The 21616-nt window shown below is 65.0% G+C and carries 21 protein-coding genes; 7 read left to right on the top strand and 14 right to left on the bottom strand.

Annotated features, from left to right (window positions below; genetic code table 11):
* Nucleotides 1-31 precede the first annotated feature (31 nt).
* On the bottom strand, nt 32-1450 hold the full coding sequence (locus LB577_RS26640; RefSeq protein ID WP_224689588.1) for a glycosyltransferase: 1419 nt from the start codon (nt 1448-1450) through the stop codon (nt 32-34).
* Between the two features lie 140 nt (nt 1451-1590).
* Here LB577_RS26640 and LB577_RS26635 point away from each other — a divergent pair, with 140 nt between their 5' ends.
* Nucleotides 1591-2295 carry a DUF805 domain-containing protein gene (locus LB577_RS26635; RefSeq protein ID WP_224689587.1) on the top strand — a complete coding sequence of 235 codons (705 nt, stop codon included), beginning with the start codon at nt 1591-1593 and terminating at the stop codon, nt 2293-2295.
* Here LB577_RS26635 and LB577_RS26630 read toward each other — a convergent pair.
* From LB577_RS26630 to leuD, 6 genes are all read right to left on the bottom strand, one after another.
* Nucleotides 2285-2767, bottom strand: a complete 483-nt coding sequence (locus tag LB577_RS26630) for a GNAT family N-acetyltransferase (RefSeq protein ID WP_224689586.1) — start codon at nt 2765-2767, stop codon at nt 2285-2287. The genes LB577_RS26635 and LB577_RS26630 overlap by 11 nt on opposite strands.
* Before the next feature lie 6 nt (nt 2768-2773).
* Nucleotides 2774-3877, bottom strand: a complete 1104-nt coding sequence (gene leuB, locus LB577_RS26625) for a 3-isopropylmalate dehydrogenase (RefSeq protein ID WP_224689585.1) — start codon at nt 3875-3877, stop codon at nt 2774-2776.
* A 207-nt stretch (nt 3878-4084) separates the two neighbouring features.
* Complete coding sequence (locus LB577_RS26620; RefSeq protein WP_224689584.1) at nt 4085-4435, bottom strand: VOC family protein; 351 nt, start codon at nt 4433-4435, stop codon at nt 4085-4087.
* A 118-nt stretch (nt 4436-4553) separates the two neighbouring features.
* Nucleotides 4554-4937 (bottom strand): RidA family protein, encoded by a 384-nt coding sequence (locus tag LB577_RS26615; protein WP_224689583.1) that lies wholly within the window; start codon nt 4935-4937, stop codon nt 4554-4556.
* A 267-nt stretch (nt 4938-5204) separates the two neighbouring features.
* Nucleotides 5205-6092, bottom strand: a complete 888-nt coding sequence (locus LB577_RS26610) for a hypothetical protein (RefSeq protein ID WP_263496234.1) — start codon at nt 6090-6092, stop codon at nt 5205-5207.
* A 197-nt stretch (nt 6093-6289) separates the two neighbouring features.
* A complete protein-coding gene (gene leuD / locus LB577_RS26605; RefSeq protein WP_023769353.1) occupies nt 6290-6895 on the bottom strand; it encodes a 3-isopropylmalate dehydratase small subunit in 606 nt (201 codons plus the stop codon).
* Nucleotides 6896-7052: 157 nt separating this feature from the next.
* On the opposite strand from leuD, the gene LB577_RS26600 reads away from it, so the two are divergent.
* Entirely contained in the window at nt 7053-7478 is a 426-nt protein-coding gene (locus tag LB577_RS26600) for a GNAT family N-acetyltransferase (protein WP_224689582.1), read from the top strand.
* Between the two features lie 90 nt (nt 7479-7568).
* Here the strand turns inward: LB577_RS26600 and LB577_RS26595 are convergent, their stop codons facing one another.
* From LB577_RS26595 to LB577_RS26580, 4 genes are all read right to left on the bottom strand, one after another.
* A complete protein-coding gene (locus LB577_RS26595; protein WP_224689581.1) occupies nt 7569-8735 on the bottom strand; it encodes an NAD(P)/FAD-dependent oxidoreductase in 1167 nt (388 codons plus the stop codon).
* Between the two features lie 71 nt (nt 8736-8806).
* Entirely contained in the window at nt 8807-10408 is a 1602-nt protein-coding gene (locus LB577_RS26590; RefSeq protein ID WP_224689580.1) for a sensor histidine kinase, read from the bottom strand.
* The gene (locus tag LB577_RS26585; protein WP_140572244.1) at nt 10399-11091 is read right to left on the bottom strand and encodes a response regulator transcription factor; all 693 of its coding nucleotides are present in this window, start codon (nt 11089-11091) and stop codon (nt 10399-10401) included. Before LB577_RS26585 ends, LB577_RS26590 begins: the two co-directional genes overlap by 10 nt.
* A gap of 3 nt (nt 11092-11094) precedes the next feature.
* Nucleotides 11095-12639 carry a DUF4173 domain-containing protein gene (locus tag LB577_RS26580; protein WP_224689579.1) on the bottom strand — a complete coding sequence of 515 codons (1545 nt, stop codon included), beginning with the start codon at nt 12637-12639 and terminating at the stop codon, nt 11095-11097.
* A gap of 493 nt (nt 12640-13132) precedes the next feature.
* Here LB577_RS26580 and LB577_RS26575 point away from each other — a divergent pair, with 493 nt between their 5' ends.
* Nucleotides 13133-14008: an HpcH/HpaI aldolase/citrate lyase family protein gene (locus LB577_RS26575; RefSeq protein ID WP_224689578.1), complete on the top strand. Its 876-nt coding sequence runs from the start codon at nt 13133-13135 to the stop codon at nt 14006-14008.
* A 49-nt stretch (nt 14009-14057) separates the two neighbouring features.
* Nucleotides 14058-14264, top strand: a complete 207-nt coding sequence (locus LB577_RS26570) for a DUF1737 domain-containing protein (RefSeq protein ID WP_023769479.1) — start codon at nt 14058-14060, stop codon at nt 14262-14264.
* Nucleotides 14265-14282: 18 nt separating this feature from the next.
* Here LB577_RS26570 and LB577_RS26565 read toward each other — a convergent pair whose 3' ends face one another.
* The 3 genes from LB577_RS26565 to LB577_RS26555 all read right to left on the bottom strand — a co-directional run bounded on the left by LB577_RS26565 (nt 14283) and on the right by LB577_RS26555 (nt 15537).
* A complete protein-coding gene (locus LB577_RS26565; RefSeq protein WP_013892172.1) occupies nt 14283-14564 on the bottom strand; it encodes a helix-turn-helix domain-containing protein in 282 nt (93 codons plus the stop codon).
* A gap of 13 nt (nt 14565-14577) precedes the next feature.
* On the bottom strand, nt 14578-14889 hold the full coding sequence (locus LB577_RS26560; RefSeq protein WP_224689599.1) for a type II toxin-antitoxin system RelE/ParE family toxin: 312 nt from the start codon (nt 14887-14889) through the stop codon (nt 14578-14580).
* Between the two features lie 225 nt (nt 14890-15114).
* Nucleotides 15115-15537: a metallopeptidase family protein gene (locus tag LB577_RS26555; RefSeq protein WP_013892171.1), complete on the bottom strand. Its 423-nt coding sequence runs from the start codon at nt 15535-15537 to the stop codon at nt 15115-15117.
* A 182-nt stretch (nt 15538-15719) separates the two neighbouring features.
* Here LB577_RS26555 and LB577_RS26550 point away from each other — a divergent pair, with 182 nt between their 5' ends.
* From LB577_RS26550 to LB577_RS26540, 3 genes are read left to right on the top strand one after another with little or no spacing between them, the layout of a single operon-like run.
* The gene (locus LB577_RS26550; protein ID WP_224689577.1) at nt 15720-16832 is read left to right on the top strand and encodes an ImuA family protein; all 1113 of its coding nucleotides are present in this window, start codon (nt 15720-15722) and stop codon (nt 16830-16832) included.
* Nucleotides 16774-18252: a DNA polymerase Y family protein gene (locus LB577_RS26545; RefSeq protein ID WP_249490967.1), complete on the top strand. Its 1479-nt coding sequence runs from the start codon at nt 16774-16776 to the stop codon at nt 18250-18252. Before LB577_RS26550 ends, LB577_RS26545 begins: the two co-directional genes overlap by 59 nt.
* On the top strand, nt 18249-21605 hold the full coding sequence (locus LB577_RS26540; RefSeq protein ID WP_224689576.1) for an error-prone DNA polymerase: 3357 nt from the start codon (nt 18249-18251) through the stop codon (nt 21603-21605). The genes LB577_RS26545 and LB577_RS26540 overlap by 4 nt, the downstream gene beginning before the upstream one ends.
* Nucleotides 21606-21616 lie beyond the last annotated feature (11 nt).

The following is a 21616-nucleotide window of genomic DNA, read 5'->3' as shown; positions in this document are numbered from 1 at the left end:
GCCAGTAACGGATCGAAACCGGCCGGTTTGGTCAGGCGTTCGAAGCCCGGGAGACCGACGCATGCAGACCGGCCTTGATGGCCGCCCAGCTTGCCGATGCGGGCGTCGGGCGGTGCTGCTTGGCGATGCGCTCGGCCAGCGACGAGCTCCAGGCGTGGTCCTCCGTCATCCTGCGGATGGCCGCATACCAGCCGGCTTGGTCATTGGAATCGATCGCCGGCATCAGCCCGCCGGTCGCTTCGATCAGCGACGGCGCCGTCGACACGATGACCGGGACGCCGAAATCGAGACATTCCGAAGCGCCGTAGCCCCAGCCTTCGATATGCGAGGGAAAAACGCCAAAGGTGGCGCTGCGATAATATTGGATTAGCTGCTCGTCGCTGACCAGCCCGGTGAAGGTGATCGACTGGAGCAGTTCGGGATGCGCCTTGAGAAAGGCGCGCAGCGGCTCGATCATCCAGCCCCAGCGCCCAGCGCAGACAAGCCTCGGCAGCTTGACGCCTTCTTCCAGCGCCTGCTGCCAGATCCGCGCCAGGAGGATGTGGTTCTTGCGCACCTCGATGGTCGAGCAATAGATCACGAACGGCTCGGCAGCCGCGATGCGGGAGGTAGCGCCCATGCGCGATGCCGTCTCGTGCAGGATCGAGGGCATCGGGAACCGGTACACGACCGGCGCGGCGATGCCGGCCTTGCGCATGTGATCGGTCAGCGTGACGCCGACTTCGTCGGAGGCACAGAATGCCGGGGCGCCCAAGCGCACGAGGTGTTCGATATAGGACCCGAAGCGGCGTTCACCAGTGCCCGCTCCAAGCAAATCGGGACGCAACGCCGGGATGATATCGTGGCAGAGGAAGGCAAGCTTGCCGGCGTCGCCGGAGACGGCGGACCGGTCTTCCTGGGTCAGGATATGATGGCTGATCAGCACGAGGCCGCGTTCAACCTCGACCGGCAGGGGTGGAGTCAGCTGGCTTAGGCGGACCCTGGTCCGCCGGTAGAGACGATAGGCGCGGATAAGCAGCCGGGTCGCCTGGTAGACGATCCCCTTACGACCATTGGTCACCGCCTTGGCCAGATGGCGATCCGTCTCGCGCCTCCCCGATGGATATTGCCTCACGGCCTCGAAGGCCTGCGACAGCGCAGCGCGCCTTCCTGGCCACCGTGTGACATGATGCGGTGAAATCTCGCCTGCCGCGACATGGTCCTGTTCATAGGGTGCGAGTGGTCCGAACCGGCCGTCCCCAGACCTGAACGCGACCACCTCCACGCAAGGGTCGGGATCGGCCAGCGCCGCGTTGACGAGAAAGCTTTCCACCCGCGGGATGCCGGCCAGCCCCTTGCCGGGTGGCCAGAGCATCAGGCCGGTGGCGTCGATCGCCAATACAGAGGGGGCAGGCCTCTCGGCCTCGCCGGCTTGCGTCGCGACACTGGCATCAGGGCACTCGGCTGTCATTGTCTGCTTTGGGCGAGGATGGCTGCTTCTGACGCCTTATGCTTCATTTGCCGCTGATATGGTAGCCATGGCGCATGGCTTGCCCATGGGCGCGGCCCCATGCGACACCTTGGCAGGGACATTGGCGACAGGGGTGGCGCATGCGCGGCGAAGTTCTTCACTATGACGAGGACCAGGGCTTCGGCTTCATCACCGGAGCCGACGGTAACCGCTACACCTTCACCCGCGAGAACCTGCGCCGGCAAACCGCAATGACCATGGGGACGGCGGTCGAGTTCCAACCGGGCGGCGGCCAGGCGCGCGATGTTTTTTCGATCGCCGCTGCGAGCCCGGTTGCCGACGCCGCTTTGAGCGCCGCACCGGCTCAAGCTGCCGCAGCACCCGCAGCCGCGCCATCGCAGGCACGGCATTTCGGCCGTTCCTCCGAGCCAGCCGAACCCAGCGACCTCTGGGGTTATTTCTGGCGGGGCCTGACCCAGAACTACTTCAATTTCGCCGGCCGCGCCCGCCGCAAGGAATATTGGGGCTATTGCCTGTTCTGGACGATCGCGTTGCTGATGGTCATCGGCATTGGCGTTTTCGCCGATGCGCAGATGGGCAATTTCGGCAGCATCGAGGTGCCGGCAGTGACGATCGGGCTTTTGGGAATGTTCCTGCTGGCCACCTTCCTGCCCAGCCTCGGCATGATCGTGCGCCGCCTGCACGACCTCGGCCTGACCGGATGGCTCTGCCTGCTGATCCTGATCCCGACCTTCGGCAGCCTGATCATCCTGATCTTCGCCCTGATCCCGACGCAGGGGCGCGAAAACCAGTGGGGACCGGTGCCGGCGGGCGTCAGGGTTTGATCTTCTTCAAGGCGGCGCCAGACAATCTGAGGAAGATCTTCTGGCCGTGGCGCTCGGCGCCAAGCCGGTCGTAGAAACGCAGCGCGCCCTCATTCCAGTCCTCGGTGGTCAGGTCGACGCGGCCGATGCCTTCGCGCATGCAATGGCCGGTGAGAAAGCCGATCAGCGCCCGGCCGACACCGCCGCCCCGGGTTCCGTCCAGCACGAACAGATCCTTGAGGAACAGAAGCCGCTCGAGATCGATGCCGGGATGCGCGATCGCCACCGACGCCAGCCCGCCGACCTCTCCGTCGACGAAGGCAAGCGCGAAGTGCGGATAGGCCGGGCTTTCCTCGCCAAGCCATTTGCGCGCCGCCGACAGGGCCCGGTCCGGGTCGAGCGGCGATTGCTTGTAGTGCACCGCCATCGCACACAGCATGGTGGCAAGTGCGCTGGCGTCGCCAGTCGTCGCCCAACGGACGGCGACCGCCATGGTGGATCAGCCCAGGAATTTGGCGATGATCGCGTCGCCCATCTCGACCGTGCCGACCTCGGTCATGCCGGGCGAGAAGATGTCCTTTGTGCGCAGGCCCTGGTCGAGCACGGCGGCGATCGCGCCTTCCAGCCGGTCGGCTTCATCGACCATGCCGAAGGAATAGCGCAGGCACATGGCGAAGGAAGCGATCATGGCGATCGGATTGGCGATGCCCTTGCCGGCAATGTCCGGCGCCGAGCCATGCACCGGCTCGTAGAGCGCCTTGCGCTTCTTGGTCTTGGCGTCGGGCGCACCGAGTGAGGCCGACGGCAGCATGCCGATCGAGCCGGTCAGCATGGCGGCGATGTCGGACAGCATGTCACCGAACAGATTGTCGGTGACGATGACGTCGAACTGCTTGGGCCAGCGCACCAGCTGCATACCGCCGGCATCGGCCAGCATGTGGTCGAGCTTGACCTCGGAATATCTAGCCTTGTGGGTCTGGGTGACAACCTCGTTCCACAGCACGCCCGACTTCATGACGTTGCGCTTTTCCATCGAGGTGACGTGGTTCTTGCGCGTGCGCGCCAGCTCGAAGGCGACGCCCGAAATGCGTTCGATCTCGAACGTGTCGTAGACCTGCGTGTCGATGCCGCGCTTCTGGCCGTTGCCGAGGTCGATGATCTGCTTGGGCTCGCCGAAATAGACGCCGCCGGTCAATTCGCGCACGATCAGGATGTCGAGGCCTTCGACCACCTCCTGCTTCAGCGAGGAGGAAGCGGCCAGCGCCGGATAGCAGATGGCCGGGCGCAGGTTGGCGAACAGCTCCATGTCCTTGCGCAGCCGCAGCAGGCCGGCTTCGGGGCGCGCCTCGTAGGGCACGGCATCCCATTTCGGCCCGCCGACGGCGCCGAACAGCACCGCATCCGCCGCCATAGCCTTTGCCATGTCGGCATCCGAAATCGCGGCACCATGCGCATCGTAGGCGCAGCCGCCGACCAGGCCTTCGTCGGTGGCGAAGTCGCTGCCGAGCTTTTCATTCATGGCCGCGATCAGTTTCTTGACCTCGGCCATGGCCTCGGGGCCGATGCCGTCACCGGGGAGCAGGAAAAGATGCTTCGTTGCCATGAAAATCGTCCCAGAAAGATTTGAACCGGCGCTTTGCTAAACGCCAAGCGCTTGCGACGCAAGGGGACGAGCGCTGAGATCCTTCACGCCCCCTCTGCCTTGGCGGAACGGTGAGACCGCTAATCTCCCGCCTTGAGGGGGAGATGTCCGGCAGGACAGAGGGGGGCGCTGTCCCGCCAGCGTCTCGCAATTCCCAGCGCCTGAGCTTCATCGATGCGAGAGAATATTCACCAGCCGGCCGAAGGGATCACGCACATAGAAACGGCGCACGCCCCAGGGCTCGTCGGCCGGCCCGTATTCGATGGCAAAGCCTGCCGTCTTCATGCCTTCGAGCGCCGCCTCGACATCGTCGACCTCGATCGAGAGATCCGGCACCGGCGTGCCGGAGCCGCCTTGGGCCATGAAGGAGACCTGCACCTGCATCTCCGCCTCGGAACCGTAGGTGGCGATCCAGCCAAGGTCCATCAGGACGTCGAGGCCGAGCACGTCCTGATAGAAGCGCTTCGCCGCCGCGATGTCTTGCGTGGCGATATTGGCGACGATGCGCCGGACCTTCATGGCCTTGGCCTCAACTACCTGGAGCAATTCCAGGAAAAGTGTGAACGGTTTTCCGTCCGGAATTGCGTCAAAACAAAGAGATAGAGCGGTTCGCCGTTTCGTGAAACGGTGAACTGCTCTAGACCGAGCGCCGCAGCGCCGTCACCTCGATCTCGATCTTCATCTCCGGCTTGTTCAGCTGGCAGACGATCATCGTCGCCGCCGGCCGGATGTCGCCGAACGTCTCGCCCAGGATCGGGAACACCACGTCCACGAAGGCCTGGTCGGTGATGTAGTAATGCGCCCGCACCACATCGGCCATTTCAAAACCGCCGTCCTCCAGCGCCTTGCCGATCGTCGCCAGGCAATTGCGCGTCTGCGCCTCGACACTGTCCGGCATCGTCATGGTGGCGTAGTGGTAGCCGGTCGTGCCGGACACGAAGCACCAGTCGCCCTGCACCACCGCGCGCGAATAGCCGGCGGTCTTTTCGAACGGCGAACCGGTGGAGATGAGTTTGCGCATGGGAGGCCTCGCGGATGGTGTGGCATTTTGCAGGGAAAGGGCTGGGCTGACCATGGGCCAAGCGGTTGATGTTGGCGGGACAGCGCCCCCCTCTGCCTTGCCAGGCATCTCCCCCTCAAGGGGGGAGATTGCAGTCGTCCCGGCTTTCGCCAATTATTGCAGGAATGAGCGGAGCGCCGAAACAGCCAATCTCCCCCCTTGAGGGGGAGATGTCCGGCAGGACAGAGGGGGGCGCGAAGGATCGCGGCCTCACAGCAGGAGCCCGTTCTAATTCGCCTCGCCCAGCGCCTTGTCCAACGCCGCCTTCACATCGGCCGGCCAGGTCTTCACGTCAGGCCAGGCGTCCGGCTGGCCATTGTCGCCGCGGCGGGCGAAGTAGAGCTTGTGCTGGGCCGGGTCGACGGCCATGAAGCCGTCATTGCCGCCGCAATCATGCGGCACGCAGCCGCTGGCGTAGAAGGCGCCGGACGCGGTCTTTTCCGTGCCGCCGCCGACCAGCAGGCTGGTCGCCATGTCGGGCATGTCCTTGCCGAGCAGCGTCTCGGCTTGCTTGTAGACGGCCTCGTTGTGGAAGGCGTCGATGATGTTCTGGTACTTTTCCGGATCAATGTCTTTCCAGTCCGTGCCGGGCTCAGGCATGTAGGTCAGATTGCCCGAAATCGTCAGCCCGTCCGTCGGCGACCATTGCAAAGCCGGCTTCTGATCGCCCGGCAACAGATAGGGCACGAAATAGATGGCGTTGTCCGACACCGCCGAGGGCGGCGCGCCGCACTCGTCCTGTTCGACTGTCGTGCTCTGGATGGTATCGCCTTCCGGCTTCCAGACGATCACCGTCGCCGGCCCGCACTGATTGCCGCCATCGCCGACATCGAACAGTGCCACCTTGACGCCGCCGACCTCGACTATTCTGTCGAAGAAGACGTCGTAGTTGCTGGCCAGCTGCTTGCCGTCATAGGCGAGCACCTTCTCGCCATACTGTTCCTTCTGGGTGATGGTCAGCTGGCCGCCTTCGAACGGTATTGGTGCCTGGCTGTCGTCGTCGGCAGCATCGGCGGTGCCCGTTCCCGTCCCCTGCTCGGTGGCCGGCTTTTCGGCCGACGGCACCGGTTGCGCGGCCGATGTCTCAGTCTGGGCAAACGCGCTCGCGGCGGGCATCAGCAACAAGGCCAACCCGCAAACGCCGGCGAGAGCAATTCCCCTGGGAATTGCGTCGAAACAAGGAGGTAGAGCGGTTCGGCGTTTCCGGGAAACGGTGAACCGCTCAAGAAGCGAACGCGCCATGACTGTTCCTCCCCTTCAGTCGCCGCAAACCCGGCCTGAGCGGCCGGGTTATATCTCCAGCAGAGTACCGCTCAGGCCCAGGGACGCTGTTCGGCGTTCTTCTTCTCGAACGAGGCGATGGCGCCGGCCTTCTCCATGGTCAGGCCGATATCGTCGAGCCCGTTGAGCAGGCAGTGCCGCTTGAAATCGTCGAGGTCGAAGGTGACGACGCCGCCATCCGGGCCACGGATTTCCTTGGCTTCGAGATCGACCGACAGCGTGGCGTTGGAGCCGCGCGAGGCATCGTCCATCAGCTTCTCGAGATCCTCGGGGCTGACGGTGATCGGCAGCACGCCGTTCTTGAAGCAGTTGTTGTAGAAGATGTCGGCGAACGAGGTCGAGATGACGCAACGGATGCCGAAATCGAGCAGCGCCCACGGGGCGTGCTCGCGCGACGAGCCGCAGCCGAAATTGTCGCCGGCGACCAGGATCTGCGCCTTGCGGTAGGCCGGCTTGTTGAGCACGAAATCCGGGTTTTCCGAGCCGTCGTCCTTGTAGCGCATTTCGGCGAACAGGCCGGTGCCAAGCCCGGTGCGCTTGATCGTCTTGAGATAATCCTTCGGGATGATCATGTCGGTGTCGACATTGACGATCGGCATCGGCGCGGCGACGCCGGTGAGCTTGGTGAATTTTTCCATGGCTTTGGCCCGTTTTTTCGTTGCGGGGGGAATTTGCTGAGGCACGGTTTACACAAAGCCGCGGGCAAATAAAAGGCAATCGTTTATATGGGGAAGCCCACGCCGGCCGCGCAAAAACGGCTTCGAATTCGCCGGCCGATGATGCAGTCTGGCGGTCATGGCTCAAAACCCCCTCGTCCTTTACGCGCGCGAAGCAGCGCTCGGCATCGCCGAATTCCGCCGTGTGCTGGTGGAATCCGGCCTCGGCGAGACGCGGCCCGTCGATGACGACGCGCGCCTGCAGGCGATGCTTTCAGGCGCCAACCTGGTGCTGACCGCCCGTTTCGACGTGCAGGGCAAGCCGCTGATCGGCGTTGTCAGGGCCGTCACCGATTTCTCCTGGGTCTGTTACATCTCGGAGCTCGCCGTCTCCCGATCGGCACAGGGGCTCGGCATCGGCAAGGGCCTGATGGACGAGGCACGACGGCAGCTCGGCCCCTCCATCGCCATCAGCCTGATCTCGATGCCCGACGCCGTCGGCTTCTATGAGCGGATCGGCATGAAGCGAATGCCCGACGCCTTCTGGTTCGGCCGGAAGGGCTGATATTCTTTCTCCAGTGAATACCGGCTGGCAGGGCAACAGAATTAAAACGCTGCGCAGCGATCCTTCGCGCGCCCCTCTGGTCTGCCGGCGTCAAATCACGTTCAATTCCCGGAACGCCCTTCCTTCCGCAACCCGGCCATACCCGAACGCCGCGCAATCCACCGTCCGGTAATCGCCATGCACGATCAGCTCCGCCAGCGCCTTGCCGACCGCCGGCGCCTGCTGCAGCCCATGACCCGAAAACCCATTGGCGAAGATGAAATTCCCGACCTCGGGATGCGGGCCGATCACCGCGTTCTGGTCGAGCGTGTTGTAGTCGTAGTGGCCGGCCCAGGCGCGCGTCGACTTGATCGCCTCGAAGGCCGGAATGCGGGTCGCCAGCACCGGCCAGATCACCTCTTCGAACAGCGGCCAGTCGACCTCGAAATCGCCGGGCGCGGCCGGGCCGTCGCCCTCTTCGGGTTCGGCGCCGCCGGTGAGGTAGACCGAGCCTTCCGGCCTGACATAGATGCCGGAGGGATCGACCAGCAGCGGCATGTCGGCATATTTCTCGCGCGCCTCGAAGACGAAGACGTTGCGCTTGCGCGGCTCGACCGGCAGTGCCAACCCGGCCATCGCAGCGACCTTGCCGGCATTCGGCCCGGCGGCGTTGACGACGATGCCGGCTTCCAGCGTCTGGCCATTGCCGAGGCTGACGCCGGTGACGCGGTTGCCGTCGCGCGCGATGCCGGTGACACCGGCGGTGATGAAATCGATCTTCTTGTCGCGCAGCGCCTTGCGAAACAGCGTCAGCATCGCATGCGCGTCGAACCAGCCTTCGCCGGTGCGGCCATAGGCGCCGGCGGAAATGCCTTCGGTCGACAGCCAGGCGAAGCGCCGCGTCAGCTGCTCGGCGTTCTCGAACACGATGTCGGCGCCCTCGGCGATCTGCGCCTCGTGATTGGCCTTCAGGATCGGCAGCCCGGCTTCTCCGGCGAGGATGAGATAACCGCCTTCGCGGAAACCGATATCGGCATCGGTGCCGAACTCCTCCTTCAGCCGCCGGAACAGTTTCAGCGTGAACTGCGACAGCCGGATGTTTTCCGGAATGGAGAATTGCTGGCGGATCGAGGCCATGGACAGCGTCGTTGCCGCCTGCGCGAATTGCGGATCGCGCTCGATCAGCGCGATCGAGCCGGAAAATCCTTCCTCGCGCAGGTAATAGGCGATGGAGGACCCGACGATGGCCCCGCCGATGATGACGATGTCGTAGCGCACGCTTTATGCCTCTCCAAGCCTAGAGCATGATCCCGAAAAGTGGCCGCCGGTTTTCGGAACCATGCTCACTCTCATACTACCGGCAGAATGATCTCGAAGCGCGTGCCGCGCTCGCTGTCAACCAGCCGGATCATGCCATCATGCGCTTTCAGGAGGGCCAGCACGATGCCGAGGCCCATGCCGGTGCCGCCAGTAGAGCGCCGCGTGGTGAAGAACGGTTCGAAGATGCGTGCCCGGTTGCTCGGCGAAATGCCGGCGCCATCATCGCCGACCAGCACCGTCGCCTTGCCGCCGGCGCTTGCAGCGATGATCGAAACCTGTGTCGCGCCGTGCCGGGCCGAATTGTCGATGAGATTGCCCAGCACAATCGCCGCGTTCTCCGCCGATATGCGCAAGGCCAGGTCGCCGCCGGCCTCGACGCGAACCGCCAGCCTGGTGTCGACCGGGAGCAGGGCGAGCGCTGCATCGATCGAGGTGCTTTGGCCGCTGGGCGCGAGGTTTTCCGCCCGTGCCAGGTCGAGCAGCCGCCGCACCAGCAGGTTGAGCCGGCCGGCATCGGTGACGATGTTGTCGGAAAAGCGCCGGCGCTCGGTATCGTCCATCGCCGAGCCGGAATCGCGCAGCAGCTCGGCCGCGCCCTGGATCGCCGTCAGCGGCGATTTGAGCTCGTGCGAGACATGGGTGGCAAAGGTCTGGATCGAGTCGGATCGCGCCTGCAGTTTTTCGGCCATGTCGAGGAAGGCGGCGGAAAGCTCGGCCATCTCGTATGTGCCGTGGTGGTCGAGCGGCCGGATCGCGTCGCGGTCGCCGGCGGCAATGCGCTCGGTGCGGTCGATCAGCGCATAGATCGGCCGGCTGACGGTGCGCAGGAAGACCAGGCCGATGAGCAGCGTGCCGCCGAGGATGGCGATCGCCGCCAAGGTCACCTTGCCGCGCTCGCCATAGAGGTGCTTGACGATGTTGTTGGGCGTCCGCGACACATAGACCACGCCGGCGACCTTGCCGTCGACGGCCACCGGCAAAGCGACGAAGACACGCACCTTGGTGCCGCGACTGACCGAATAGAGCGGCGGCGTCGGCTGGTCGGGAATGCGCAGCCTGAGCGCGCTGGCATAGCGGCCACCAAGCGCGGCGCGCACCTCCTCGACCTCGCCGAGCGACTGCCCGACCTCGCCGCGCCCGGCAATGACGACGCCCCGGGGGTCGAGCAGCCGGAAACCGGCCAGCGTGGTTTTCTGCGTGGCGTCGAGAATGCCGGACAGTCGCGTTCCGATCGCGGCGAAGGCGGGATCGGCGATTGCGGGCGTCGCCGCCGGCCGGGTCGGAAGCACATAATCCGAGGCGAGATCGAGGCGCGGCTCGATCGGCCGGTAGGGGCCGTCGGGATTGGCGCTTCGGCTTGAGATCCCATTTGCCCCAGGTGTCGGCGCGCCAAGCTTTTCCGGCGCGATGCCGGCGTCGCGAACGTCCTGCGCGTAGATGGCGGCGATGGCCGCACCTTGCGCGATCAGTTCCGCCTCGGTCTGGCGGATCAGCTGGTTCTCGTAGAGCCGGAAGAAGAACAGGCCGACCAGCGGCAGCGCCATCACCATGACCAGGATGGCGACGACGACGGTGGCAAGCCGTGGCCGCCATTTGCGGCCGATCCATTTGCGCGAACTGGTCAGCCGCATCGGCCGAGCCGGAAGCCGACGCCATGCACCGTCTCGATGGCGTCAAGGCAACCCGCCGCCGCCAGCTTGGCGCGGATGTTGCGGATATGGCTGTCGACGGTGCGATCGGCGACATGGACCTTGCCGGCATAGGCATTGGCCATCACCGCGTCGCGGTCGAGCACATGCGCCGGCCGCGCCAGAAACCCTTTCAGGATCGAGAATTCTATACCCGTCAGCGACAGCGGCTTGCCATCGAAGGCGGCGCCGTGGCTGGCCGGCACCAGAATGAGCTTGCCATGCGCGAACTGTCTGTCGTCGGCCGGTTCGGGCGCCATCGGCCGGGCGCGCCGCAGGATGACGTTGACGCGGGCGACCAGCTCGCGCGGGGAAAACGGTTTCGTCACATAATCGTCGCCGCCCATTTCGAGCCCAAGGATGCGGTCGATCTCCTCGTCCCGCGCCGACAGGAACAGCACCGGCACATCGGATGTGTGCCTGAGCCGCCGGCAGACCTCCAGCCCGTCCATCTCCGGCATGCCGATGTCGAGCACGACCAGGTCAGGTGTGTGCCGTTCGATCGCTCGCAGAGCGGCCGCGCCGTCGGAAACGGCAGCCGTCTTCATGCCGGCTTTTTCCAACGCAAAGCAGATCACCTCGCGGATATGCGGGTCATCGTCGGCGACGAGGATGTGATGCGGCATGGATCAGCGGTCCGGCGCGGTAGGTTGCGAGGGCTGAGGAAGCACGAGCGACCCCTTGCTGTCGAGATCGCGCAGCAGGCGCCAGTCTCGAAAGCTCCAGGCCCGCCAGTTGTCCTGGACCTTGCGGTACCAGCTTTCGTCGCTGTCGCGCATACGCTCCAGCTCGCGGACAGCGCCGGCGGCAGGCGTCTTGTCCTGGTGATCGAAGAACCGGTCGAGCGCCGGAAACGCGCCCGGGCCGAGCGAGCGCAGATACCAGGCGTCGAGGGGAATGCCCTGGCCGGTCATTTCGAGGGAATGGTCGACATTGTAATTGGCGATCGTTGCCGCGAAGTTGATGAAGCAACAGCCATAAAGCGCCAGGGATAACGTCAGAAGATTGGCGGAGAACAGCCATTCGTTGGATTTTCGCAGGGCGATGCGGGCGATGATCAGCGCAAGGCCCGCCGCCACCAGCCCCATCCAGACGAAAGCCCCGATACGCCAGTAGGTCAGCGCATAGATGCCGACATAGAGATCGAGCCGCAGGATCGACGAGATCACCAGCATGATGTTCTGCGCCACCCAGGCATAGACCAGCCGGCGAACGACCGGATCGGCCGAGGTCGCGCTGCCGGGCCGCAGCGCTGCGAGGACGAAACCGGCGGCGAGCAGTGCGGTGACAACAAGCGGATAGGCGCCGCGATGCGCATAGGCGGCGTAGCTTAAGCCGTCGGGAAGGACGACCCCGCCCCACAGATAGGTGACGTCAAGCCCGGTCTGCAGCGCGAACAGCACGTTGAAGACGATCAGCGCGCGCAGGATGGCCGCCTTGCCGAAAACGATATCCTCGATGACGTGAACTTGCGGATTGGTCGCCGGCTGAGCAGCCGGGACATGGTTTGGCCGGGAAGCGCGCTGACGAAATCGCGGCAGGCGTGGCCGCAAAAAGGCCCAGACGCCGGCGAGCACGAACAGCCAGAAGGCAATGCGCGCCAGCTGGATGAGATCGAGCAGCTTCAGAAGGTCGACCAGCGACAGCCAGTAGCCGATGACCGGATTGGCGGCGCCGAACAGCGCCAGGAAGACGGCGCCCAGCGTCAACGGCATCACCCAGACGGCGATCGCCGCCAGCCGGACGCGGCGCCGGCCGAACCGGCGCGCTGCGCTGCGCCAACGGATGAAATCGCCAACGAGCCGAAACGGCGCCGCGAGCCAAAACAGTGCAATCTGCCGGGCAATGCGGGCAACGCCGTGCCGCAGGCGTCCGCTCAGCGAAAGCGCGAACACGACCAGGGCCGCAAGCGCGATCGAGACGGACAAGGCGCTGGCATTTTCGGCGAGCGGGAGCAGCGCGACCAGCAGCGCGGCGGGCTTCAGCCAGACTCTGCTATCGCTGAAGGCCGCGGGATGCACGGCCACGACCGCGGCGGCGATCAGGATGGCGAACAGCAAAACCGTGATGCCGGCCGGCTGGCCGTAGAACAGGAAATCCGCCAGCACGACCAGCAGCACGGCAATGCCGAAGCGGCTGCAATAGCTTGGTGCCGCTGTGAAGAACGACGTCATGAACCGACCTTCCTGGTAGCATCTGGCCTGGCAGCTTCTGGCCTGATCGCATCCGGCCGCATTGGCGGCGGGCTCTTGCGGACAAAGGGAATGAGCATGGCGGTGGGACCCGCCCGTGGCGGATCGGCCAGCCACCAGCACTCACTGCGCAACCGGTAGGGCAGACGGGGGCTTGCTCGCTTTTGCATGCCGCCCGTCTCGCAGGCCCGCAGGGAAACCGTGCGGCGGATGCAAGGAGGTTTTCCGCAGTCGCGTGCAGTTTTCGTGCAGGGACGAGGAGGGCGACTTCTACCTCCCCCTTGTGGGGAGGTCGGACCGCAGGTCCGGGTGGGGGTCGGTGCCGCGGGGGGGCGGGCGGCCCGCAGGGCGGGGGGGGGGCCGGTGCCGCACCCCCACCCCGCTGCTTCGCAGCGACCCTCCCCACAAGGGGGAGGGTGAAACGCCAGCCCCTGCCCGCTTGCCTCCACCAGCCACACGCGGCATAGATCGGGGCATGACCGAAACCTACCATCCGCGCCGTTCGGTGCTCTACGTCCCGGCCTCCAACGACAAGGCGTTGGCCAAGATCGCGCAGCTTTCGTGCGATGCCGTCATCATCGACCTGGAGGATGCCTCGTCGCCGGCCGACAAGATCGCCGCGCGCGGGAAGTTGGCGAAGATCTTCGCCGATGCCGATCGCCGCTGCGAGATGATCGTCCGCATCAATGCGCTGTCCAGCGAATGGGGCACCGATGACCTGCTGGCCGCCGCAAGCTGCGAACCCGACGGCATCCTGTTGCCCAAGGTCGATACGCCGCGCGACCTGCTCGAGGCCGGCGATATGCTCGACGACAATTTTGCCCCCGATAGCGTAAAATTATGGGCGATGATCGAGACGCCCAAGGCGCTGCTCAACATCGGCGCGATCGCCGAACTTGGCCGCGATCCGGCCTCGCGCCTTGATTGTTTCGTTGCCGGAACGAATGACCTGATCAAGGACACCGGCGTGCTGGCGACACCCGATCGGCGCTACCTCGTGCCCTGGCTGATGCAGATGGTGCTGGCCGCGCGCGCCGGCGGCCTCTGCATGCTGGACGGTGTCGCCAATGATTTTCGCGACCTCGACGCTTTCGCCCGCGAATGCACGGAATCCGCCGCCATGGGGTTCGACGGCAAGACGCTCATCCACCCGGCTCAGATCGAAGCCGCCAACCGCGCCTTCGTGCCAACAGCGCAAGCGGTGGCCGAGGCGCGCGCGGTGAAGGACGCCTTCTCGCTTGCCGAAAATGCCGGCAAGGCCGTGATCGCGCTGAATGGCAGGATGGTCGAGCGGCTGCACCTGACGCAGGCTGAAAAACTGCTGGCGAAGGCCGCCGCCATCGGCGCATGATATCGGCCCTATGCTCGCGGGCTATGAATATTCACGACAGGACTGAAAAATGAAACTCTATCGCTTTCTGACGGCCCCCGACGATGCCAGCTTCTGCCACAAGGTGACGGCGGCGCTGAACAAGGGCTGGCACCTGTTCGGCTCGCCGACCTACGCCTATGACAAGAAGGCCAAGACCATGCGCTGCGGCCAGGCCGTGGTGAAGGACGTCGAGGGCCAGGAATATGGGCCGGATACCAAGCTCAGCGACTGGTAGGCTCGATCAAAGACAGCATCAGGCAGCCTCGGCGATTTCAAGACGCACGGTAAGCCCGGCCAGCGCGGCAAGGTTGATCAAGGTGTCCAGACTGAAATTGGCGATCCTGCCCCGCAGGAGGTCGTTGAGGCGCGGCTGGGTAATCCCGAGCCGGTTGGCCGCTTCGGCCTGGGTAACGTCCCAACTGCGCACCCGCTGTTCAATCGCGATCAGCAAATTGGAACGCATAGTCATGTTGGCGGCCTCGGCTGGAGTATTTTCCAGCGCGTCCCACACGTTCTCGAAACTCTGGCGTTCCATCGTCATACCTCCACTAGATTTGCTTGAACCGCGATACGGCAAGATCCAGATCTCGTTTCGCCGTTTGTTGCGTCTTCTTCTGGAAGGCGTGCAGCACATAGATAGCGTCACCTATGCTCGCGACATAAAGCACCCGGAACGCGCCGGCATCGTCACGGACGCGGATCTCCCGCACGCCGGGGCCTACTGTCGTCATCGGCTTCCAGTCGCTTGGCTCAAACCCGAGCTGAACCTTATGCAACTGGACACCCGTTTCCTTGCGCACCGCTTCTGGAAAATCCCGGAGCTGCGCAAGGGAATCTCCAAGAAACTCTAGTCGCTTCACCGGCATGCGAATCTTATATCAAAACTTGTATAATTTAACAAGGCGATGACGCACGTGATCGGCTCTCGGCCTGCTCCGACGCAGGCTGTGTTGAGATTCAGGTCAGGCCGAGTCGAAAATGGTGGTGCCCGAGAACCGGAGCGGAGCGTACTTTTGGGTACGTGAGCACCGGAAGCGCAGGGGATCACCATTTGCAGGCCGGCCTCACCTGAATATCGGCACAGCCTACTCGGCAGCCTCTTCGATCCGCTCCATATCGTCGTCCGACAGGCCGAAATGGTGGCCGATCTCGTGGATCAGCACGTGGGTGATGATGTCGCCCAGCGTTTCCTCGTTTTCGGCCCAGTAGTCGAGCATGGCGCGGCGATAGAGCGTGATGCGGTTCGGGCCTTCGCCGGTCTGCGGGTTCCAGCGTTCGGCGATGCCGCGTCCCTCGAACAGGCCGAGCAGGTCGAACGGTGTTTCCAGCGACAAATCGTCCATGATCTCGTCGGTCGGGAATTCGGCGATCTGGATGACGATCTCGCCGGTCAGCTTGCGAAACTCCTCCGGCAGATGGGCGTAGGCCTCCAGCGCCAGGAACTCCAACTCCTCCATCGAGGGCGCAAGTTCGCCGTGCCAGGTGCGGGTTTTGTAGATGCGAGCCATGCTTTGTCCTTTGATCCCGGCATATAGGCTTTCGCACCGGAATCGGCAAACGATGCGGCCGGTGCGCCCCGCGCTTGCAGATAGCCAGGAATAAATTCCTTGTGACTCTGCTTGACTCTTCGGACCGCCTCTGGAATCTATTAGAACATAACAGGAACAATTGTGAGTGGAAGCTGACCGTCATGGCGATGACCGCCGTGGCGCGGGAGACTGTTTTTGCCCTGCGCCGCCAGATTGCGAAGATCGAGGGAACGCTGCCCGAGCGCCTGCAGGCGTCGGCCGCCGCGACCCTTGGTGCTGGCGCCAGCCCCGATCCCGTCTCCAACATTGATCTCACCTCCAGCCTTGATCTCACGCCCAATCTTGATCTTACGCCCAGCCTTGATCTCACGATCATCCGCCGCGGCCTTGCCGCGGCGCCGCCGGATGCCTTCCTGCCAATCGGCGTCGACCGCCTCGATGCTGCCCTGAGCGGCGGCCTGCCGAAAGCCGCGCTCAGCGAAATCCATGGCCTGGAAACCCGCGATGCCGGGGCCGTCGCCGGTTTCGCCCTGTCGCTCACCAGCCTGATCCTCAAGCAGGCCCGGGGGCTGCCCATCTTATGGATCGGCACCACGGAAATCTTCCGCGAGGCCGGCTTTCCCTATGCCAGGGGACTGCACGCTTCGTTCGGCATCGAGCCGGAGCAATTGCTGTTTTCCGAGGCGCCCAGGCTTGTCGATGCGCTGTGGGTCGCCGAGGAGGCCGCCCGGATGACGGCGCTCGCTGCTGTCATCCTGGAAATTCGCGGCAACCCGCAGCGGCTGGACCTGACCGCGACGCGCCGGCTGCATGCGCGGGCGATGAGTGCCGGCCGGCCGGTGTTCCTGCTGCGGCAGGCGGCCGGGCCCGAGCCGACGGCGGCGCCCGTCCGCCTCATCGTCGCGTCGGCGCCGGCGGTGTCGCGCACCACGGTCGCCGGGCCGCTCGCCGGTTCGATCGGCCGCCCGGCCTTCACCATCACCATCGGCAAGAGCCGCACGGCCCTGCCTGGACAATTCACACTGGAGTGGAACCCCGATGAACGCGGATTCGATGAAAGAGCGGGCGACGAAAGAAGCGGCGAAAGAGACCGGGCAAAGGATCCTGTCCCTGTGGTTTCCCTATCTGGCGGTGGAAAGGATCCTGCGCCAGCGTCTGGGGCGGTCCTGGCGTTCCCGGCCGCCATCTCACCTGACGCTATCTCACCCGCCGCTGGTGGTCAGCCACCGCCACGGGAACGCACAGCGTATCTCGGCCCTCGACGAGCGGGCTGAGGCGCTGCACCTGAAACGCGACATGGGCGTTGCCGACGCGCGCGCCATGTACCCGTCGATCGACATCGTCGAGGCCGATCCCGAGGCCGACCGGCGCCTGCTCGAAGGCCTTGCCGACTGGTGCGACCGCTACACCCCGCTGGTGGCGATCGACGGCACCGAGGGGCTGTTTCTCGACGTCACCGGTTGCACCCATCTGTTCGGCGGCGAACGCCCCATGCTGGATGACATCCTGTCGCGCTTCCTTCATCAGGGTTTTGCCGTCCGTGCCGGGCTTGCCGCGACACCGGGCGCGGCTTGGGCGGCGGCGCGCTTTTGCGGCGACCGCATCGTCGTGTCAGGCGAGGAGGAGGCCCTGCTCGCACCCTTGCCGCTGGCGGCACTGCGCATAGCGCCGGAAACACGCATCAGCCTGGAAAGTGTCGGCCTGCGTACGGCGGGCGCCGTCATGGCGGCACCCCGCGCGCCGCTTGCCCGCCGCTTCGGCGCTTCCTTGCTGCTGCGCCTCGACCAGGCGCTTGGCCGTCTTGACGAGGCGGTCTCGCCACGCCTTCCCGTGGCGCCGCTTTCGGTCGAGCGCCATCTCGCCGAGCCCGTCACGCTGACCGAGGAGATCGAGCGGCTGGTAGGTATGCTGGCGACGACCTTGAAGGCTGATCTCGAGCGCCGCGGCGAGGGTGCCCGGACGCTGGCACTGCTGCTCTTTCGCGTCGACGGCGCCGTCAGCCGCATTGCGCTCGGCACCTCGCGGCCGATGCGCGATCCCCGGCTGATCCAGAAACTCTTCCATGAAAGGCTGGCCGCGCTCGAGCAGCATATCGATGCCGGCTATGGTTTCGACCTGGTGCGGCTTTCCGTGCTGGCGGCCGCCGCCTTCGACATGCAACAGGCCGATCTGACCGGCGAGGTGAACGACGACGGCGCCGACATCGCGCTGTTCGCCGACCGCATTCGCGCCCGGCTCGGCGAAGGTGCTGTCCTGCAGCCGGTCGCTGTGGAAAGCCATCTGCCGGAACGCGCTGTCGCGACCATCCCCTTCACCGAGGCCCCGCGCCGGACCACGCCGCCAAGGAAGCCGGACCGGTTGCAGGCGCCGATGACCATCTTCCCGCCGGAGCGGCCGATCCGGCTGTTCCGCGCGCCCGAGCCGATCGAGGTGCCGGCCACCGAAATGCCTGAGGGACCGCCGCTGAATTTCCGCTGGCGGCGCGCACTCTACCGGGTCACGCGTGCGGAGGGACCGGAACGCATCGCCGCCGAATGGTGGCGCGAGGCGCCAAGCGACGCCGCGGCATCGACACGCGACTATTTCCGCATCGAGGATGCCGACGGCCGCCGCTACTGGCTCTACCGGCAAGGGCTTTACGGCGGCGCCTCGCAGATCCCGCCGCACTGGTTCATGCACGGGATCTTCGCATGAACGCGCTGACCGTCATCCCCTATGCCGAGTTCGGCATCCAGTCGAATTTCTCCTTCCTGCGCGGCGCTTCCAAGCCGGAAGAGCTGGTCGTCGCGGCCAAGCTGCTGGGCTTCTCCGCGATTGGCCTTGCCGACCGCAACACGGTGGCCGGCGTGGTGCGCGCCTGGCAGCAGGCCAAGGTCGAAAAGCTTTTCTATCATCCCGGCTGCCGGTTGGTCTTCTGCGACGGCACGCCGGACATTCTCGCCTATCCCAGGAACCGCGCGGGCTGGGGGCATCTGTGCCGCATGCTGACACAAGCCAACCTGCGTGACGAAACCGAAAAGGGCGCAACGTTGCTTCAGCGCGGCGACCTGCTCGAATGGGGAGACCTGATGTCGCTGGCGGTGCTGCCTGATCCGGTGGCGGGCGCTGAAAACAGTCTCGCCCTCATCCGCCAGTTCAAGGACCGTTTCGGTAAAGCCCTGCGACTGGGCGTCTCGCCCGATTATGCCGGCAATGACCGTTTCCGCATCGAGCAGGCAGCCGCGCTTGCAGAGAGTGCCGGCATCCCGCTGATGGCGACCAACGACGTTCTCTACCACACCGCCGAGCGGCGGCCGCTTCAGGACGTGCTGACCGCGATCCGCCTCAACACGCCGGTCGCCGAGGTTGGGCTGCAGCTCACCGCCAATGCCGAGCGCCATCTGAAGCCGCCGATGGAGATGGCCCGCCTGTTCCGCCGGCATCCGCAGGCGCTGGCCGAGACCTTGCGGTTCGCGGAAGAGCTGACCTTCTCGCTCAGCGACCTCCAATACAACTACCCCGACGAGCCGACGGAATCGGGTCTCGGCCCACAGGCGGAGCTTGAGAGACTGGCGCGGGAGGGAGCCGCCAGGCGCTACCCGGCCGGAGTGCCTGCCTTCGTGATCAAGCGCATCGGGGAAGAACTCGCTCTCATCGAGCGCCTCAACTACGCCCGCTATTTCCTCACCGTCCACGACATCGTCAAATACGCCCGCAGCCAGGACATACTGTCCCAGGGCCGTGGTTCGGCCGCCAATTCGATCGTCTGCTTCTGCATCGGCATCACCGAAGTCGGGCCGGACAAGATCGATACGCTGTTCGAACGCTTCATTTCCGAGGAGAGGAACGAGCCGCCCGACATCGACGTCGATTTCGAGCATGAAAAGCGCGAGACCGTCATCCAGTACATCTACGAGAAATACAGCTCCAAGCGCACCGCGCTGGCCGCCGCCGTCATCAGCTATCGCGGCCGCTCGGCGCTGCGCGAAGTGTCGAAGGCGATGGGCCTGTCCGAGGATGTCAGGGCGTCTCTGTCCGGCTCGATCTGGGGCTGGTCGACCTCCGAGCTTGGCGAGAAGGAAGCCCGCGCCGGCGGCCTTGACCGGACCGACCCCGTGTCGAGGCACGTGATGGAACGCGCCAACGAGATCATGGGCTTTCCCCGCCACCTCTCCCAGCATGTCGGCGGTTTCGTCATCACCCGGGACCGGCTCGACGAGATCGTGCCGATCGTCAAGACGGCGATGGACGAGCGCAAGATGGTCGAATGGGACAAGGACGATCTCGACGCGGTGAAGATCCTCAAGGTGGACATCCTGGCGCTCGGCATGCTGACCTGCCTGCAACGCGCCTTCACCTTGCTTACGGAGCACTATCCGAAGGCGCGGGATCCGTATGGGCAACCCTATGTGCTGGCCACGCTGCCGCCGGAGGACAAGCAGGTCTACAAAATGATCTGCCGCGCCGACACGATCGGCGTCTTCCAGATCGAATCGCGCGCCCAGATGTCGATGCTGCCCAGGCTCAGGCCACAGAATTTCTACGACCTCGTCATCGAGGTGGCGATCGTGCGGCCCGGCCCGATCCAGGGCGACATGGTCCACCCCTATCTGCGCCGCCGCCAAGGCAAGGAGGAGGCAGAGTATCCCAAGCCGGAGCTGAAAGAGATCCTCGGCAAGACGCTGGGCGTGCCGTTGTTCCAGGAGCAGGCGATGAAGATCGCCATCGTCGCCGGCGGCTTCAGGCCGGGCGAGGCAGACGAATTGCGCCGCGCCATGGCCACCTTCAAACGCACCGGCACAATCGGCAATTACCGCCAGCGCATGATCGACGGCATGATGGGCAAGGGCTACACGAAAGACTTCGCCGAACGCTGCTTCAAGCAGATCGAGGGCTTTGGCGAATACGGCTTTCCGGAAAGCCACGCCGCCTCCTTCGCCTTGCTCGTCTATGCCTCCTGCTGGTTCAAGACCTTCTATCCCGACGTATTCTGCGCCGCGATCCTGAATTCGCAGCCGATGGGCTTCTACCAGCCGGCGCAGCTGGTGCGTGACGCGCGCGACCACGGCGTCGATATCCGCGAGGTCGACGTCAATTTCTCCACCTGGGATTGCACCCTTGAGGAAACGCCTTTCGACCCGGCCCGCATCCTGCCGCGCCATGCCGAAATGCGCGGTGTCATCGAGACGGCCCACGCCGTGCGGCTTGGCTTCCGGCAGATCAAGGGACTGTCCGAGGAACGCATGGAGCAGTTCGTCGCGCGACGCGGCTCCGGCTACTTGTCCGTCCGCGACGTCTGGTTGCGCTCCGGCCTCGATGTTCACGAGATCGAGCGGCTGGCGCAGGCCGATGCCTTCCGCTCACTCGGCCTCGATCGCCGTGAAGCCTTGTGGGCGGTGCGCGCGCTGGACGGCAAGAGTGCCGCCGAGAAGCTGCCGCTGTTCGATCAGCCGGCATTGCGCCTGCGCGAGCTGGAGCCCGAGACCAAGCTGCCGAAAATGCCGCTCGGCGAGCATGTCATCCACGACTACCGCTCGCTCGGCCTGTCGCTCAAGGCGCATCCGGTGGCCTTCCTGCGCGAACGGCTCGACCGCGCCGGCATCACGCCCAATGCCAACCTTTCTTCCGTGCGCGACGGCAGGCGGGTCTCCGTCGCCGGCCTCGTGCTGGTGCGCCAGCGTCCCGGCAAAGGCAACGCGATCTTCCTGACGCTGGAGGACGACAAGGCCGTCGCCAACGTCATCTTCTGGGAGAGAACCTTTACCCGCTTCCGCCCCATCGTCATGGGCGCGCGGTTCGTGAAGGTCAGCGGCAAATTGCAGTCGGAATCCGGTGTCGTCCACATCGTCGCCGAGAATATCGAGGACCTGACACCCTGGCTGACCGTGCTGCTGGAGAAGGTCAGCGAGGCGGGAGGGCCGGACGCTGCTTCTCAGCGGCACGTCTCCAGGCAGGGAACCGATCGCTCCAGCCAACCCGCGATACGCAAAGCACCGGTCGGGCAGGATCTCGCAACGCTATCGGAAGAGGCGGAAAGGGTCATGCCCAAGGGGCGCAATTTTCAGTAGGCCCAGCCTCA

Source organism: Mesorhizobium sp. B283B1A, assembly GCF_020165735.1.
Classification (GTDB): Bacteria; Pseudomonadota; Alphaproteobacteria; order Rhizobiales; family Rhizobiaceae; genus Mesorhizobium; species Mesorhizobium opportunistum.
This window is presented reverse-complemented; position numbering and strand designations above follow the sequence as displayed.

Bases quoted from the DNA above. Each gene is read 5' to 3' on its own strand.
- LB577_RS26640 (WP_224689588.1), bottom strand. From the start codon at position 1,450: ATGACAGCCGAGTGCCCTGATGCCAGTGTCGCGACGCAAGCCGGCGAG.
- LB577_RS26565 (WP_013892172.1), bottom strand. From the start codon at position 14,564: ATGGAACGCCAGAGTTTCGAGAACGTGTGGGACGCGCTGGAAAATACT.
- LB577_RS26620 (WP_224689584.1), bottom strand. From the start codon at position 4,435: ATGAAGGTCCGGCGCATCGTCGCCAATATCGCCACGCAAGACATCGCG.
- leuB (WP_224689585.1), bottom strand. From the start codon at position 3,877: ATGGCAACGAAGCATCTTTTCCTGCTCCCCGGTGACGGCATCGGCCCC.
- LB577_RS26635 (WP_224689587.1), top strand. From the start codon at position 1,591: ATGCGCGGCGAAGTTCTTCACTATGACGAGGACCAGGGCTTCGGCTTC.
- LB577_RS26550 (WP_224689577.1), top strand. From the start codon at position 15,720: ATGGCGATGACCGCCGTGGCGCGGGAGACTGTTTTTGCCCTGCGCCGC.
- LB577_RS26610 (WP_263496234.1), bottom strand. From the start codon at position 6,092: ATGCCCGCCGCGAGCGCGTTTGCCCAGACTGAGACATCGGCCGCGCAA.
- LB577_RS26540 (WP_224689576.1), top strand. From the start codon at position 18,249: ATGAACGCGCTGACCGTCATCCCCTATGCCGAGTTCGGCATCCAGTCG.
- LB577_RS26580 (WP_224689579.1), bottom strand. From the start codon at position 12,639: ATGACGTCGTTCTTCACAGCGGCACCAAGCTATTGCAGCCGCTTCGGC.
- leuD (WP_023769353.1), bottom strand. From the start codon at position 6,895: ATGGAAAAATTCACCAAGCTCACCGGCGTCGCCGCGCCGATGCCGATC.
- LB577_RS26575 (WP_224689578.1), top strand. From the start codon at position 13,133: ATGACCGAAACCTACCATCCGCGCCGTTCGGTGCTCTACGTCCCGGCC.
- LB577_RS26590 (WP_224689580.1), bottom strand. From the start codon at position 10,408: ATGCGGCTGACCAGTTCGCGCAAATGGATCGGCCGCAAATGGCGGCCA.
- LB577_RS26630 (WP_224689586.1), bottom strand. From the start codon at position 2,767: ATGGCGGTCGCCGTCCGTTGGGCGACGACTGGCGACGCCAGCGCACTT.
- LB577_RS26555 (WP_013892171.1), bottom strand. From the start codon at position 15,537: ATGGCTCGCATCTACAAAACCCGCACCTGGCACGGCGAACTTGCGCCC.
- LB577_RS26585 (WP_140572244.1), bottom strand. From the start codon at position 11,091: ATGCCGCATCACATCCTCGTCGCCGACGATGACCCGCATATCCGCGAG.
- LB577_RS26615 (WP_224689583.1), bottom strand. From the start codon at position 4,937: ATGCGCAAACTCATCTCCACCGGTTCGCCGTTCGAAAAGACCGCCGGC.
- LB577_RS26570 (WP_023769479.1), top strand. From the start codon at position 14,058: ATGAAACTCTATCGCTTTCTGACGGCCCCCGACGATGCCAGCTTCTGC.
- LB577_RS26600 (WP_224689582.1), top strand. From the start codon at position 7,053: ATGGCTCAAAACCCCCTCGTCCTTTACGCGCGCGAAGCAGCGCTCGGC.